Origin of the sequence: Marinobacter halophilus (genome assembly GCF_003007685.1) — a bacterium.
Lineage (GTDB): Bacteria > Pseudomonadota > Gammaproteobacteria > Pseudomonadales > Oleiphilaceae > Marinobacter > Marinobacter halophilus.
The window spans coordinates 848,782-864,419 of sequence record NZ_PXNN01000017.1; the positions used below are offsets into that span (position 1 = coordinate 848,782).

The following is a 15,638-nucleotide window of genomic DNA, read 5'->3' on the forward strand; positions in this document are numbered from 1 at the left end:
CGTTATTTGGGCCAAATGGCATTAGATAAACCGGGGCAGAATCTCAGAAGCTCAAGATGCGGAGACTTCTATTCAGTCGGTGGAACCTATCGATGGCAAGCTACCACTGGGGTTGTCACTGAAGCACACTGAGTTGAGCTGATTGGAGTTCACCCAGTCAGTTAGTTCGTTCAGAGTCTCCGTTTTTGCTCGTACATTTTCGAATCAGGCGCGTCCAAGCAGATGGCGCGCCGTGTGGTCGTCTTCCGGGTACAAGGCAACACCTACGCTGAAGGATATCAGCACCCTCTGGCCTTCCAGCACCATGGGCGCGGCCGGTTGCCCCCGAGCATGTTTTCAACCACGGCGGCGTTATAGAAGGTCTCCACCGTGTGTATTTTGTCATTCCGGACACGAAACCAGACCGCAAACTGTACGTCTCCGATCGGTTTAAAGTGGGCCTGGTAGTCCAGAATTGGAAAAACCGGGACAGACTTATTTTTGCTTGGGCCGAGGGACGAGCCCCACAAAGTTTATTGAGGGAGGACTGAAAACGCCCCCCTTTGGCCAAAAGCTCGCCTTCCTCTGTGACCACCTCAACTCGCCAGTCTCCCAACATGTGCCGGTCGATATACTTGGCTGAGGATGCGCGCATGGGGTCAACCGACGGCCTGATTTCCACCCGCGCAACCCGTTCGTTCTCCAGGTACCAATCGTGGAAGTGCAACTGGCCTTTCATGCCTTGGATTTCGGTAAACAGGTAAATTCGAATCAGTCCGTCACTGTCCATCCGTAAAACGTTCGGGATTTCGTCGATTGGCTCTTTTTCCTCCAGGCCGGGAGACACAATCCTTAAAAAATACACTATGGCAAACTCATGCACGCACGGCGCGGCGGTGAGGCTCGCCTCGCTGCACCCGGTATCCCTTTAGAATCTTATCAATCAGGGCAGAGTTAGTTTCATGCCTTCTCACGTAACAAACCCGTAACAAGCCTGAAGCATAATCTGGTGTATACCAAAGGAGTGCTACATGCTTGCAATTTTCGACCTGGATGAAACCCTGATTCGCGGGGACAGTTCGCACTTATTCACCGAATTTCTCCGCGCTGAAGATATTGATGTTACCCCCGATTCCGAGGCCAGAGATAAAGCATTTATGAGGGCCTACACCCATGGCCAACTGGATCTCCAGGATTACATGGAATACAGCCTGGCGCCTATGCGGGGTTGGCAACGGGGCCAGGTTGAAACGCTTATCGAGCGGTTTGTTACTGAAGTAATCCCTCCCCGAGTCCTTCCAACAGGGCAGGAGCGGGTTGCCTGGCACAAGGCCCAGGGGCACGATGTGTTAATTATCTCCGCAACGGGAGAACATCTGGTTACCCCCATCGCCCGGCACCTCGGCATTGATAACGACATAGGCGTTCAGGTGGAGTGGCACAACAACAATCTCAAGGGAACCATTGGAACCCGTCGCCCTTTCAGGGGCGGCAAAGTGTCTGCTCTCAAGGAGTGGATGGCAGCCCGATCAGCCAATCCGGAGAAAGTGTGGTTCTATTCGGATTCCCACAATGACCTTCCCCTTCTGAGCTCTGTGGACTATCCGGTTGCTGTGAACCCGGACCCGGTTCTGGAAGACTACGCCAGACGACAGGGCTGGCGTGTGCTTATTGATGACGTGACGCAGGCATGACCCTCCGCCAGCTCAACCTCGCAAGATCGGAGCTCCGCCTTTGCTCCGTGAAAGCCAGGCCAACCATCACCCCAGAACCACCAGCAGCAAGCCCGCAAGGATGGTCAGAACACCAAGGATCTTGGGCGTGTGCAACGGTTCCGCAAGAAAATACCAACCCAGTGCAACGCCGATAGGTATGCTGACCTGCCTGAAGGCCACTACGTAGCTGACGTCATCAGCGTAGGCCATGGCCCACACGACCAGCGCGTAGGTTCCAAGGATCAACACCCCCGCTGCCATGGTACTGCGCCAGTTCGTGACCAGTTCCCTTAAAAGCCGTCGTTCAGTCGCCTGCAGACCCAAGCCAAGGCTCAGCCACACCAAGGCTGACCACGCCTGGAGGATGACAAACACCAAAGCCACTTCCGCATCCAGCGCGATGCCAGCCAGCAAGTCTCGCATTTGGTCCGTGGCGTTATCGTCGACGATCGAGTATCCGGCAGTACTGGCAGCCGCCAGGAGGGCAAACAGGGTTGCGAGGTTGCGGTAGTTGGCGAGGCGAAAGTCCCGGAGCCGTTGCATTGGCAGGATGATGCAGCCGCCCACTATCAGAACGATACCGGCAACGGCCGCACCGGTGATGGTTTCAGCCGTACCCAGGAACAGGGTTCCGACCAGCAGGATCAACAGGGGCGATGATCGCGCCAGCGGGTAGACCACCGACAGTTCGCCATGACGATAGGCTGCCGCCAGACAACTGAGATAGGTTGCCTGAAAAAAGCCGGTGGCAACCACCAACCACCAGATGCCCGAATCCAGTTCACGCAGCAGGGGGTGGTAATACACCAGCACCGGCAGGGTCAGGAGCGCGCCCCACAGGGTGCTATACCAGAAGAAAGCGCCGCTGGGGCTGACCTTCTTGCCAAACAGGTTCCAACCGGCGTGGGCGAGTGCGGACACCAGAACAATAATGATCGCCGTGGAGGTCATGCGGTTTCAGGCTGCCGGGTCATTCCATGCCCTGCCGCCATGCCCGGGTTGAACGATCCACCCAGAAGCGCAGCACCCCCTGAATGAGTTTTGCCACGGCACAGGTTGCCGTGATCAGGATGGCCATGGCAGCCGCAGGGGCGATGTCTCCGGCTTCGTCCATGTTCAACACCGCCACAGACGCCAACTGAGAGTCGTGGCCGTAAAGGAACACAACCGCTGAGACCGTGGTCATGGCATTCACGAACAGGTATAAGGCCACATCCAGGATCGCGGGCAGGCACAGGGGCAAAGTGACCGTGAAAAGCACCCGCCAGCGGGACGCATTGAGAGACTCCCCCACTGCCTCGAACTCCTGGTCCAGTTGCTTCAGCGCCGTGACGGCCGTGAGGTGGGAAACTGCGTAGAAGTGCGTGATGGTACAGAGGATCAGAATGAACAGGGTGCCGTAGATTCCGTTGACCGGGTTGTCCGGATGGTTGAAGAAAAAGATGTAGGACAACCCCAGCACCAGACCAGGCACCGCCAGCGGCAGGAGTGAGAGAAACTGGAATACGCCGGTCAGCAGCTTGGGTTGTGGCGTCCGTTCCATCAACCAGGCGTTGAAGAAGACCAGTCCCGTTCCGATCAACATGGTGCCCAGAGCCATCTTCAGGCTGTTGATGTAAGCACCCCAGCCGCCACCGTCCATCCGGCCAAACTGGTAGTTGTTCAGGCTGAGTTGCAGGTTGTAGGGCCAGAAAGTAACGAACGAGGCATAAACAGCCATGCCAATGATGGCGAAGATGAACACGATGGTCGGCGTCAGCATCAGCGCTCCAATGGCGTCCCGCATTCTATCCTGGCGGGGCCTGTAGGGCACTGACCTGGCGGTGAAGCTAGCCGACTGTTTGCGCTGCACATAGCGATCGGCGATAAACGCCAACATGGCCGGCAACAGCAACAGTACGCTGACCACAGCCCCCATCTCGAACTTTTGCTGCCCGATCACCTGCTTGTAGATGTCTGTGGCGAGTACGTCGAACTGCCCGCCAATGACTTTGGGCACGCCGAAATCCGTAATCACCAGCGTAAACACAACGAACCCGGCACTCACCAGCCCGTAGCGGGCACCGGGCACTGTTACCGTCCAGAACGTTCTCCAGGGGCTGGCTTTCAATGCGGTAGCGGCTTCGTAATGACGCCCATCGGCATTGTCCATCGCCGTCAGCAGAATCATCAGGGCGTGAGGGAACGTCCAGAAACACGAACCCATGATAATGCCAATGGGTCCGTAGATCTCAGCGCCGAACAACCAGCTTTTCAACACGCCCTGGTTGCCGAACAGGTACACCAGGCTGATCGCGGGCAACAGCGACGGCGCCAGAATCGGCAACACCAGAACACCACGAAGCCAACCGGTAAAAGGCAAACGTGTGCGGGTCAACGCCCAGGCCGCCATAAACGCCAGCGAAACCACAATCACGGTACTAAGCCCGGCCACCCAGAGAGAGTTGAAGAACGCGGATTCGATACCGCCGGAACTCAGATAGTGAGCAAAGTTCTCCAGCCCGACGAATTCACCGGCCTTGTTCTCGACACTTTTCGAAAGCAGTGTGTAAAGGGGCGCAAGCACCAGCAGGGTCAGAACCACACAACCGATTACCAGAAGCAGTGCAAACACCCAACGGTCGGTAAGCCTCCGGCGTAATTCCGCCAGGGTTGGCCAGTTGCGTGTAGCGGGTGTCGAAAACGAGGGAGAATCAATCATGGAAGACTTACCAGGGTCAAACACAGACATTCGGAACTCCGCAAACCGTCATGCAGCGAAACAATGCAGGGCGTCGGAGGGCAGGTTGAGGCAGATACATCCGCCAACACGTAGATCAAGCCGACGCGCGGAACGTGGGTCCACGTCTACGACCAGGTCCAGCTCAATGTCACTCAGGCGAATGTGAGTCCGGATAAAAGCGCCAAGATAATCCAGGGCCAGGACCTCCCCTTCCCATTCACCATCCCCGCTGGGTAAGAGGTGAACATCTTCTGGCCGGATGGCCAGCTGGATACATCCATCAGCCGCGGGCAACGGTCGAATCAGGTCCAGCTCGCGATTTCCGATCTTCACCCGTTGTCCATTCAGTGGGGAGCTGTCGATGAAGTTCATGGCGCCGATGAAAGAGGCAACAAACGCCGACGCGGGTTGCTGATAGATGTCCAGGGGTGTTCCGACCTGCTCGATAACGCCGTTATTCATAACCACCACACGGTCAGCCATGGCCAGGGCTTCTTCCTGATCGTGGGTCACCATGACAGTGGTAACACCCAGTTGCTTCTGGAGGCTGCGGATCTCGCTGCGCAGGTGATGGCGCACTTTGGCGTCCAGCGCTGATAGTGGCTCATCGAGCAGCAGCAAGCCCGGCGAGGGCGCCAGGGCGCGTGCCAGGGCAACACGTTGTTGTTGACCACCGGATAACTGCGCGGGGTATTTGCTGGCCTGATCTTCAAGCCCGACAAGGGCCAGTAGTTCGTCTACCCGGCTGCGGACCTGGGCCTTCGGCATGCCGATGCTACGCAATCCGTAGGCGATGTTGTCGGTGACCGTCATGTTCGGGAACAGGGCGTAGGATTGGAACACAATGCCGAAGTCACGCTCCCTGGGCGGTTTCAGGGAGATGTCTGTCTCACCCTGGTGGAGCAGTCCTCCACTCTGGCGCTCAAGCCCTGCGATAATGCGAAGCAGAGTGGTCTTTCCACATCCCGATGGCCCGAGGAAACACACCAGCTCACCGGGTTCGATGGTGAGATTGATATCTTTCAGCGCGCAAAAATCGCCGAAGAATTTGTTTACGCCCTGAATTTCGAGACGACTTCCCTGGGTCTTCTGGCTCATGGTACCCCCTGCTCTTGAATAATCTGGCGCGGTGCCCAAAACCGGGCACCGCCTTGGCTTAACGGGCTAGTGCCCGCCCAGCCAACTCATTTTGCTTCGGATTTGCCGTCGTAGCGACGCGCCCACTCAGTCAGGATGGCCTCGCGGTTACTGGCAGCCCAACCAAAATCGTTGTCGATGATCAGCTCTTCCGCGTTTGCCGGGAAATGCTTCACTGGCTGCGCCACGCCAGGCATCGCCACGATGGCGTAGCCTTCGTTGTACATCTCCATGGCCTGACGGGTGATCGACCAGTCGACCAGAGTCTGGGCGGCTTCCATCTTGTCCGTTCCGTCAACAATTGCAGTCGCTTCCACTTCCCAACCCAGGCCCTCTGAAGGGAACACCACTTCCAGGGGGGCGCCCTGTTCTTTCAGGCGGGCACCGCGGAAAGCGAAGGAAACGCCGATGGTGGTCTCGCCGGAAGCCGCCATTTTGCAAGGCTTGGAGCCGGAGTGCGTGTAACGACTGATGTTCTGGTGCAGGCCGTCCATGAATTCCCAACCCTTGTCTTCACCCATCATCTGAAGCCAGGCAGAGACGTCCAGGAAGCCGGTACCGGAGGAGTTCGGGTTTGGCATAACCACATGGCCCTGGTAGACCGGTTTAGTCAGGTCCTCCCAGCTGGTTGGCATGGGCAGGTTGTTTTTCTCAGCCTCAATGGTGTTGACACAGACCGCCGCCATCCAGGCATCCATGCCCACCCAGGAGGGAGTCTCATCACGGTCACGGAACTTCAACGACAGCTTTTCAAGCCCTTTCGGCGCATAAGGCGTCAGCATGCCTTCGTTCTTCAGCAACAGCAGGCTTGTACCCGCCAGCCCCCAAACGACATCCGCCCGAGGATTGTCTTTCTCAGCCAGCAGGCGCGCGGTGATGACACCTGTGGAGTCGCGAACCCAGTTGACCTTGATGTCAGGGTGGTCTTCATTGAATCGGGCGGCATACTTCTTGAGATCTTCCGCCTCAACCGCGGTGTACACGGTCAGTTCAGTCTGGGCGTTGGCGTTCACGGCCGCCATCAGGGCGGTCAGGGCCAGGGCTTTTTTCAGGTGTTTCACGCTACTCTCCTTTTAAAGCGTCAGTTCGGTTAGGGTTTCTGGTGTATACCAGATTGACTAACAACCACATTAAGGTCATTTGATTGCAAAGACGTGACAGCTCGATGACGTTTCCTTGTCGGATCCTCAGGGGCGCTCCCCCGCTGCCAGACGGCGCTCGATATCGCTGATAACGCCCGGCATGTCCTGTATCGAGTCGATGACATAGTGGGCAGCCGATCTCGCCATCACCTGACGACCTCGGGCCAGCAACGCCTCCCGATCGCTCTCTGCGAGGGCGTAAAACTGAGCTTCACTCAACCCGACCGAATTACCGGAGGCCACGACGGCCACCGTCCACATGCCCGCGTTCAAACCTTCCTCAATGCCCGTCCCTGTGTCGTCCACTTTGACGCAGGCCTGCACTGCGCCAATGCCCAGCTCGAGTGCGTTTTGCAGACTCATATGTGGTGCCGGCCGGCCGGACGGCACTTCCGTCGCCACAACCACGCTTTCCGGCACAAATCCCTGATCCGCGAGCCCGGGCAGCATGACGTTCACCATGTCCCGGCTGTAGCCGGTGTTCACCCCCAACTTGATGCCTTTTTCCTGAAGCAGATCCTGAAGCGCCAAGGCGCCAGGAATCAGTGTTGTTCGCTCGGCAATCGCCGCAGTCTGAAGGGGCAGAAATGCCTCGTAGAGGCGGTCGACATCGTTGGCCTCTGGCGCCTTTCCATAGGCCTCAAGCCATTGGCTCCGAATCCTCGGCATCGCCAGCAAACAGCGGATATGCTCACGCTTTTCCGTCCCCATGGGCTCCCGGGCTTCGGGTTCGGACACATCAATGCCCTCGTTCCGGAACAGTTGGAGAAAAGCCTGAATCGGTGCCAGTGAACCGAAATCCACGCAGGTTCCGGCCAGGTCCATAATCACCGCTTGCAGAGGACCGGTGTAACGACGGGTGTAGCTGTGCATAGCGCTTCTTCCTTTTGCGATCAGGGTGAGGTCAGTGGTTTTCGAGATTGTCTGGCGCAGCAGCCGGAGGGGGTACGGGCACCGGCATCCCCAGCGATTGACAGGCATCGGCGATCGCCGCTACCACTGCATCGATTTGCTCGTCATGAAGTTGGCCAATACAGCCGAGCCGGAAGCTCTCGGCGACCGTCAGCTTGCCGGGATAGATCAGGAAACCTCGGGCCTTGATGGCCTCGTAAAAACGCGGAAAATCGAAATCCGGGCTGTCTGGAGACAGGAAAGTAGTAATGATCGGAGACAGCCATTCATCCGCCAGCAGGGTCTGGAAACCGAGCTCGCGAAGGCCCGCAACCAGTCGGTCGCGGTTTCGGCTGTAGCGGGCGAGACGACCAGCCACGCCGCCCTCGGCCTCGTGTTCGCGCAGGGCCTGCAAAAAGGCAGCGACCACATGGGTCGGCGGGGTATAACGCCACTGCCCTGACTTTTCCATGTACCGCCATTGGTCATGCAGATCCAGCGACAAGCTGTGGCACTGCCCTTCGGATTCAGACAACAAGGTCTTATCCACAATGGCAAAGCCGAAACCCGGCACACCTTCAAAGCACTTGTTGGCCGAGGAAATCAGCGCCGCACAGGGTAATTCCGCCACATTGACCGGCAGCGCACCGAACGCGCTCATGCTGTCGATAATCAAGTGCTTGCCAGCCTTTTGACAGACCCCGGCGATTTCAGGAATCGGGTTCAGGATGCCCGAACTGGTTTCACAGTGGACCACCACCACCTGGTCGATCTCCGGATGCTGCCGGAGTGTTCTTTCCACCTCATCGCCCCGCGGCGGATGGTAGTCGCCTTTGTCGATCGCGAGGCATCGCCGGCCCAAGCGATCAAGAATTTTGCTGATCCGCTGTCCATAGGCCCCGTTCATCAGCACAAGCGTGGTGCTGTTCCGGGGAATCAACGTGCCCAACGTGGCCTCCACTGCAAAGGTGCCACTGCCCTGCATCGGGACGCACACGTGACTGTTCTCGCCACCGGCCACACGTAACAGACGTGTGCACACCTCTGCGGTCAGTTGATTGAAGTCGTTATCCCAGGAGCCCCAGTCGTGCAACATGGCCTGTTTCACGGAAAGACTGGTGGTCAACGGACCAGGGGTAAGCAAATACGGATCGTTCGGGATCATTGGAGTCTCCAACGGAATTAGCCAGTGCGTTTTCGGGCTCGTGCCTCAGCACAGCGGTGGATGAAATCAGAATCAAAGGGATCAATGGCGCCAAACCGGTCCAGGCGAAACGGCTCTGGAGTAACAAAGGTCGACTGGCCGGATATCAGTTCGCTGATGAATCGACCAATGCCCCCCGACATGCCGATGCCCGCACCGGAACAGCCGGTCGCCGCGATAAAACCCTCAATGCCGGGCATCGGGCCCAGCAGGTAGAAGCCGTCCGGGGTATAGCTGGAAACGTTGCTGACGTAGTGGGCCAACCGGAGTTCATCCAGCAGGGGAAGCTGAGACTGCAGCGAGGTGTATCCGCCCTCAAGGGCGCGCTCACCCGCTGGATCGGTATCAAATCGGAAACCCTGCAGACTCTCGGGCAGAGCTGCCGGGTCGGCAACCACGGCCTGAGTATCCCGAAGGCCGAACAGCAAGCCGCCAACCTCTGGCCTCGCATAGGCGCCGTTGTCGGGCAGTATCGTCATCGGTCCATGGGCAGGAATGCGAGCGTCAGGCGCTGATATCCAGTAATGACTGCGCACCGGTGCCATGCCAAGGTGAATACCCACTTGCCTGGCCAGAACCGTACTCCAGGGGCCAGCGGCATCAACCACCATACCGGCCGTGAGCACTTCACCATGCCCGAGGCGAACGCCCGTTACCCGGCCGCCCTGCATCAGCAAGTTGCTGACACTTTGCTTCAGACGAAACCGAACCCCACGGTGGCGACCCTCAGCGGCATACGCCATGCACAGCGAATAGGGATCTATATAGCCATCGTCCGGCAGCCAGAGCGCGGCCGTGTCGGGCGTCAAATCAAGCCACGGAGCCAGTTTCATGGCATCCTGCACGGCAATCTGCTCTGCGGTCACACCGGCCTCTGCGGCCCGCAGGGCCGTCTCTTTAAGCTGGCGCTGCCCGTTTGGTTGAGCAGACACCTGCAGACTACCGACGCTTCTGAGCGGCAATGGCTCATCGCTGGCCTGCCCCATTTCCTCAATAGCGCGAAAGGTTTCCATGGCCAGAGCGGTCAAGGCCTGATGCGGACGGATACGGGTAAGAAGCGCAGCGGCGTAGCTGGTGGTCTGCTCTCCCAGGCCGTGTCGTTCAACCACGATGATGTTGAGACCGGGCAAACGACTTAGGTATCGCGCAATGGCACATCCGAGGATGCCGCCTCCAATAATGACGACATCCGGATGATGGGGTGTAGGCATGGTAGTTCCTCGCTCATCTGGTATAGACCAGTTTGACGAGGGACTGTGACGGTTTTATGAAGACCTGATGACAGCCAGGAGACGATCTACCGGGGCGGTCAGCTCACTTCAACCTGAATACTCAAGGCATCGTGCAGCCAGAACTCTTCATCGAACTCGATAAAGCCTCCCTGCCCGTCCTGACTGCACCGGGTGACATAGAGCCCTGCGGTGCCGGCCGTTACACCGATGGCACTCGCCTGAGGATCCACCAGCGCCGTGGGATACATCTCAATCCGCTTACCCTTCAATTCTACCCCGTACTGCTCCCGAAGAAGCTTCCAGAGCGAACGGTTGAAATCGTATGTCTCAATGCCTGGCAAGCGGGTCGCATTCAGGTAAATGTTCTCCACCAGTACTGGTCGGCCATCAATCTGACGGCGCCGACGAAGCAAGATCACCGGATCGCCCACAGCCAGGCCGGTTTTTGTGGCAAGCCAGGGGTTGGCCTCAGTCGCCGTCACATCGAGGGTTTCGGTTTCGGGCACTCGCCCCTGAGCGGTAACGTTGTCTGAAAAACTGTAATCGTGCGTTGGCTTGTAGATCAGCCTGGGCGGGGAAACAAACCAGCCACGACGATTGGAGCGGTAGATCTTTCCTTCGGCTTCCAGTTGCGCGAGTGCGAGACGGGTGGTGACGCGGGTCGTTCCATATTCTTCGGCCAGGATTCGCTCGGAAGGTAGCCGGGTATTCGGGGTCAGCACCCCCTTGTCGATCTGACCCGCCAACTGATCTCGCACCTTCAGATAAAGCGGTAAGGTACCCTCCACAAACGCTTGCTGCTGCATACTCCGCTCCTGTCACCCACAAAACCTGCCACGCTAAGCCGGCACTGTGACGACAGTATGACAGAGCACAGGCGAAGGGCGTAAGTTCCTGAACCTGGTGCCTTAAAACAAGAAACCCCGGGCCACATCTGCGGCCCGGGGTTTCAGTCTGTTGCTTTTCAATGAGCAGAGATCGCTCAGTACAGCAAACTCAGCGACACGTTATCAAAATAGACGTCGTTGTCGTTACCGGCCTTGCGCTCACCGCCGATGTGCACCACGACACTACGGACACTGGCCGGCAAAAAGCCCTCAATTGACTGGGTTTCCCAGCTCTTGATGGAGGCACTGGTGCGCTCCAGCGACTGGTTCCACGCCACCGGCTGATCGTTGGCGTCGCGCAATTCGATCCTCAATTCCGGTATATCATCCGCCGACCAGGTAGTCATTTGCGCCGACAAATCCAGATACACCTTACCGGCGTCGATATCCTGCCCATAGGACGAAACATCCACCTGCTGGAACGCCGAATCCGTGCAGCAGTCACCAGGCTGTCCCTGGCCGAACCCCCTGCCCGCGAAATAGTAATCGCCCGCGGCCGCGCCAAAACCCCCGTTGTTACTGGCCGTGATGGCACTGATCAGCCCGCTCGACAGCGTCCAGGCCGACAGGTCTCCGGCTTCTGCATCACCATTGGTCAGCAGGTTCGGTGTGCGGGTACCGGCCAGGCTGAAGCTGTAGCCCTCACTCCAGGACGACCAGTTCATCTGCAAGTCTCTGACCCGTGCCCGCCAGTAATAGGTGGTGCCGGGCTTCAGTCCCAGGGTGGGTCTTGGCTGTCCGCCATACGCATCGTAGGAGGAGACGTGAGTATTCTGAGAGGCAAACCGCTTGTTCCAGCGGTAGTGGTCATCAACACCCGGACGGACGGTCTTCAGGCTTAGCAGCTCCGACAGATCCAGGCGGAAAATATCGGCGCCCTGCTGGGTGTCAATCGGTTCATAGCCTTGATACTCATCACCGCCCACCTGAGTGGCCTCATCATAGAACAGATTGTGGCGACGGGTTTCGTTACCCCATACGTCAAACACGACCCCCTCGAACTGCTCATTCTCGGAGATCTGCCATTGCACTTCGTGCACCTGCTCTGGCGCACCCACGTTCACCGCCAGCTGAATATCCATGGCCGGCAGCTCACCCGTTCCCGCGGTTGCCTGCGGCAGGTTGTCGTTCCGGTTGCTGGCGAACGTTACCTCATCCACCACCTCGAACTCGGTATCACCGTCATACCCGCCTTTCTTCCGCTGCAACGTCACCGAGGCGTTCTCTCCGAAACGGTACGTCAGCACGCTGTAACCAAACTCACTACGACTGACCTCAAAGGTATCGTAGTCGCTGATCTGATTGTTCTGATGGTCGGAGTTGTCGAGTGGTTCAATGTAGCCCGAGGCACTCGCTGCGTTGAGCCACAGGTGCGGTGTGTTTAACGACTGCCCGCGGGAGTAGGAATGAGTGTGGCCGAAGAAATGGCCGGTGACCGCACCGGTGCGGTCGCTGTATTCTTCCAGTTCAGACACCATTTCGCAGGAACCAATGCTTTCCCCGACATTCCACATCTCGGACAGGCAGCCGTGGTGGAACATGCCCATCACGAAGGTCTTCTGCTGGATTTCGGCATCAAGCAGCGTCTCCCGCAGCCATTGGCGCTGAACCGCCAACGTCTCACGATTGAAACTACCGTGGGCCCCCGAAATCGGGTAGCTGTCCAGCCCGATCAACCGAAGGTCCAGATAATCGATGAAATACCAGTGATCCTCATAGCCCACCGATCCGTTTTCCGGTGGCGACATGTAAGTTCGATACAGCTCCAGCTCCGCATTGGAATAGTAGTCATGGTTACCCGGAACCGTAACCAGTGGCACGTAGGGTGTGATGTCTGCCATTCGTCCGAACAGTTGGTCCCGCCAGTTGGAACGGTTGCCGCCGGTTTGTACCACGTCCCCGGAGATAGTGATGGCAGCAATGTTCTCAGCACAGGTCTCAGGCTGCGAGCCGTTGCATTCCTCCGTCATGAAACCGTCTGTCACCACGTTGTTCAGCACCACCTCGTAGATCTCCCGATCCAGTTGGGTGTCACTGATCGCAATAAACCTCGCCTGATCGACATCGTCGTTCACATCCGGCCAGGTTTTGAAGGCAAAGGCCTGTGTCACCCGCTCCGCTCCGCCTGCGTCGTTGGTCAGCACGTAGTATTCGTACAAACGATTAGACTCGAGCCCCGATACTACCGCCCGATACACCAGGCCATCCTGGGAGTGCACGCCGGCGTCAATCTTCTGAAACTCCTCCGAACTACCGAAAGGGCGTACCCAGACCTTTGGCTGCGTGTTCTCAGTCTCAAACATCACCGTCATGGTATCGCTACCCGGCGCCTGCAAATAAGGCCTGACAATGAATTCAGGGGGCTGCTCTGCCGCAGGCGCCGGCACCACCACAGGGTCGGGATTGCCCGGCTGCTCCGTACCAGGGGCCGGAGCTGCGTCAGAACTCGAACTGGAATCATTACAACCTGTCAGCAGCAGGGCCGAGGCACCGGCCGCCAGCAGTATGCGGTAGGGGGAAGACATTAGACTCTCCTTTTTGGTATATACCAGTTTTGGTACCCACCAAAATAGAGGGAGAAAATGTCAGTCCCGTGATTATTGTGTTGCGGTCACCTTAAAGATTCATGACAACTGGTACATACCAGATTTGCCTTTAAAACCTCATCCAGAAATGCCCGAAACCGTGCCGGGCTTTCATAAGTGCGCCTGCCCGGCCGAAGTGATGAAAAAGGTCAACGGCAAGGTGAACATGACAGAAGTACAGATCGCCTGGGTAAAGCTGGCCCCGGACGCCGCCCCGGTGACCGGTGACGACCTGCGGGAATTCTGCAAAGGCAAAATCGCCCACTTCGAGATCCCCAAGAACTACAAAGATTGTAATTGTTCCGCAGTTATTAAAGACTCTATTCTTCTGCTCCAGCCTCATAGGTCTCAACAGGAGTTTGCGATGCAGTTTCTGATTCGAATCTGGGGTCCTGCACGTTTTCAATCTGCCCGGCTCATCTGCGCTCTGCTTATATGTTGCGCCATCCTTTTATCTACCTCTGTTGCTGCTCAGCAGCCGCCAGACAGCAGTCAGGATAAGCCGGTGTCGGCGAGCGCGCCTGACGACGATACCGATACTCCGAATAGAGTCGATGTCGACCCGGTTGCCACGGATGACGAGATCAGGCAGCGAATAACGGATATTCTGCAAACAACTGGTTGGTTTGGCGAGCCCGGGGTCACGGTCCAGAAAGGGATCGTCAGACTCAATGGAACGACGGAAAATGATGAGTCCCGGCAATGGGCGGGTGATCTGGCGAGGAATACGGAAGGCGTGGTTGCCGTACTCAATGAGATCGAGGTGGCCCCCACCAAGGTTTGGGATTTCGACCCAGCCCATCAGGAACTGAATGATCTGGCTCGCGGACTGGTTCAATTTCTGCCGCTGATCGTAGTGGCAGTAGTCGTCCTCGTTATTTCCTGGATCTTCGCCAGGTTGACGACTTACGCTCTGCGTCGCAGGCTTTTGGACCGATCCGGTAGCCAGCTTTTGCGCGAAGTATCGGCCCGGACAGGCGGAGTACTGGTAATGCTTGTTGGCTTTTACCTTGTGCTGCGCATTGCGGGGCTTACGCAACTCGCGCTCACGTTGGTGGGCGGTACAGGCCTGATTGGTCTGGTGCTGGGCATCGCCTTCCGCGACATCACTGAGAATTTTCTCGCCAGTCTCTTTCTGAGCTTGCAGCAACCGTTTCGTGAGGGGAACGTGCACTTGTCTCCCCAACCGCGTCACCACTCGCCACCCACAAACCCCTTCTGCCCCGGCAACCATAGGGCAATAGTCGGGAACAGCATCACCAGCAGCAGGCTTACCGCCTTTTTCAGCGGGGGTGGAAGGTAATGCTCAATCAGTTCGATACGGATGAGCATGCCAGAGGTCGCAGCTTTTTTAGCAATCACGGCTGCCGAGCGTTATGAAAAACGTTCGTCTTGACGTACGTACTTATAGGCGTACACTTGCTGGAAATTTGAGCACGAAAGAGGTGCGTCATGACCGGAATCACAGCAACTGAGGCGCGCAGCAACCTTTATCGGTTGATTGACGAGACCGCCGAATCCCACCAACCGATCGTCATCATGGGTAAGCGGAACAAAGCTGTCCTGGTTTCCGAGGAAGACTGGTCTGCAATTCAGGAGACACTTTACCTGCTCTCCGTACCAGGTATGCGGGAGTCTATTCGTGAGGGGATGGATACCCCGGTGGGTGAATGCGATGAGGAGCTGGACTGGTGACATGGAAGTTGGTTTACACCAAGCAAGCCCAGAACGATGCAAAGAAGTTGGCCTCCAGCGGCCTTAAGCCAAAAGCTCAAGAACTTTTAGCGCTGATAGCGGAACACCCATACCGCAAACCGCCTCCGTTTGAGAAACTCGTTGGTGATCTTGCGGGGGCCTATTCACGACGCATCAATATTCAGCACCGTCTGGTCTACCAAGTGTTTGAGGACGAGCGAGTGGTGAAAGTTCTCAGGCTCTGGAGTCACTACGAATAATGCATAACAAGCCGCTGGTGCCGGACAATTTTTCCACCGCTTCGCGACTCCTAAATTGCCACAAAGCTCCGCGTTGAGGCTGTAGAACAACCCCGAAATTCCCATCCCGGTTTGGTAAAATCAGGTAAACGGACAAGGAGTCGTGGGCATGCCTGAAAAACCGGAACAGACTTATTTTGTGCACACTGG

At 57.3% G+C, this 15,638-nt stretch carries 14 protein-coding genes; 4 read left to right on the plus strand and 10 right to left on the minus strand.

Annotation, left to right across the window (positions count from 1 at the left end; all coding sequences use genetic code 11):
- Positions 1-157: 157 nt before the first annotated feature.
- Positions 158-769 (minus strand): DUF2914 domain-containing protein, encoded by a 612-nt coding sequence (locus C7H08_RS18580; protein WP_373284933.1) that lies wholly within the window; start codon positions 767-769, stop codon positions 158-160.
- Positions 770-1,010: 241 nt separating this feature from the next.
- Between C7H08_RS18580 and C7H08_RS17765 the strand changes: the two genes are divergently transcribed.
- Positions 1,011-1,673, plus strand: a complete 663-nt coding sequence (locus C7H08_RS17765; protein WP_106673542.1) for an HAD family hydrolase — start codon at positions 1,011-1,013, stop codon at positions 1,671-1,673.
- A 66-nt stretch (positions 1,674-1,739) separates the two neighbouring features.
- On the opposite strand, the gene C7H08_RS17770 is transcribed toward C7H08_RS17765, so the two are convergent.
- From C7H08_RS17770 to C7H08_RS17810, 9 genes are all read right to left on the minus strand, one after another.
- Complete coding sequence (locus tag C7H08_RS17770) at positions 1,740-2,645, minus strand: EamA family transporter (protein WP_106673543.1); 906 nt, start codon at positions 2,643-2,645, stop codon at positions 1,740-1,742.
- Between the two features lie 19 nt (positions 2,646-2,664).
- Positions 2,665-4,425, minus strand: a complete 1,761-nt coding sequence (locus C7H08_RS17775) for a putative 2-aminoethylphosphonate ABC transporter permease subunit (RefSeq protein ID WP_227663329.1) — start codon at positions 4,423-4,425, stop codon at positions 2,665-2,667.
- Positions 4,426-4,443: 18 nt separating this feature from the next.
- A complete protein-coding gene (locus C7H08_RS17780) occupies positions 4,444-5,514 on the minus strand; it encodes a putative 2-aminoethylphosphonate ABC transporter ATP-binding protein (RefSeq protein WP_106673544.1) in 1,071 nt (356 codons plus the stop codon).
- 86 nt (positions 5,515-5,600) lie between these two features.
- Entirely contained in the window at positions 5,601-6,605 is a 1,005-nt protein-coding gene (locus C7H08_RS17785) for a putative 2-aminoethylphosphonate ABC transporter substrate-binding protein (protein WP_227663352.1), read from the minus strand.
- A 135-nt stretch (positions 6,606-6,740) separates the two neighbouring features.
- Positions 6,741-7,568, minus strand: coding sequence for a phosphonoacetaldehyde hydrolase (gene phnX / locus C7H08_RS17790; RefSeq protein ID WP_044386735.1), 828 nt, complete (start codon positions 7,566-7,568; stop codon positions 6,741-6,743).
- A 31-nt stretch (positions 7,569-7,599) separates the two neighbouring features.
- Positions 7,600-8,751, minus strand: a complete 1,152-nt coding sequence (locus C7H08_RS17795) for a 2-aminoethylphosphonate--pyruvate transaminase (protein WP_106673546.1) — start codon at positions 8,749-8,751, stop codon at positions 7,600-7,602.
- Positions 8,752-8,768: 17 nt separating this feature from the next.
- Complete coding sequence (locus C7H08_RS17800) at positions 8,769-10,001, minus strand: NAD(P)/FAD-dependent oxidoreductase (protein WP_106673547.1); 1,233 nt, start codon at positions 9,999-10,001, stop codon at positions 8,769-8,771.
- Between the two features lie 98 nt (positions 10,002-10,099).
- Positions 10,100-10,828: a UTRA domain-containing protein gene (locus C7H08_RS17805; RefSeq protein ID WP_106673548.1), complete on the minus strand. Its 729-nt coding sequence runs from the start codon at positions 10,826-10,828 to the stop codon at positions 10,100-10,102.
- A gap of 176 nt (positions 10,829-11,004) precedes the next feature.
- Entirely contained in the window at positions 11,005-13,434 is a 2,430-nt protein-coding gene (locus C7H08_RS17810) for a metallophosphoesterase family protein (RefSeq protein WP_106673549.1), read from the minus strand.
- A gap of 199 nt (positions 13,435-13,633) precedes the next feature.
- Between C7H08_RS17810 and C7H08_RS17815 the strand changes: the two genes are divergently transcribed.
- From C7H08_RS17815 to C7H08_RS17825, 3 genes are all read left to right on the plus strand, one after another.
- On the plus strand, positions 13,634-14,797 hold the full coding sequence (locus C7H08_RS17815; protein ID WP_207768330.1) for a BON domain-containing protein: 1,164 nt from the start codon (positions 13,634-13,636) through the stop codon (positions 14,795-14,797).
- A gap of 149 nt (positions 14,798-14,946) precedes the next feature.
- Complete coding sequence (locus C7H08_RS17820; protein ID WP_092008450.1) at positions 14,947-15,189, plus strand: type II toxin-antitoxin system Phd/YefM family antitoxin; 243 nt, start codon at positions 14,947-14,949, stop codon at positions 15,187-15,189.
- Positions 15,186-15,449 (plus strand): Txe/YoeB family addiction module toxin, encoded by a 264-nt coding sequence (locus C7H08_RS17825; RefSeq protein ID WP_106673550.1) that lies wholly within the window; start codon positions 15,186-15,188, stop codon positions 15,447-15,449. The genes C7H08_RS17820 and C7H08_RS17825 overlap by 4 nt, the downstream gene beginning before the upstream one ends.
- Positions 15,450-15,638 lie beyond the last annotated feature (189 nt).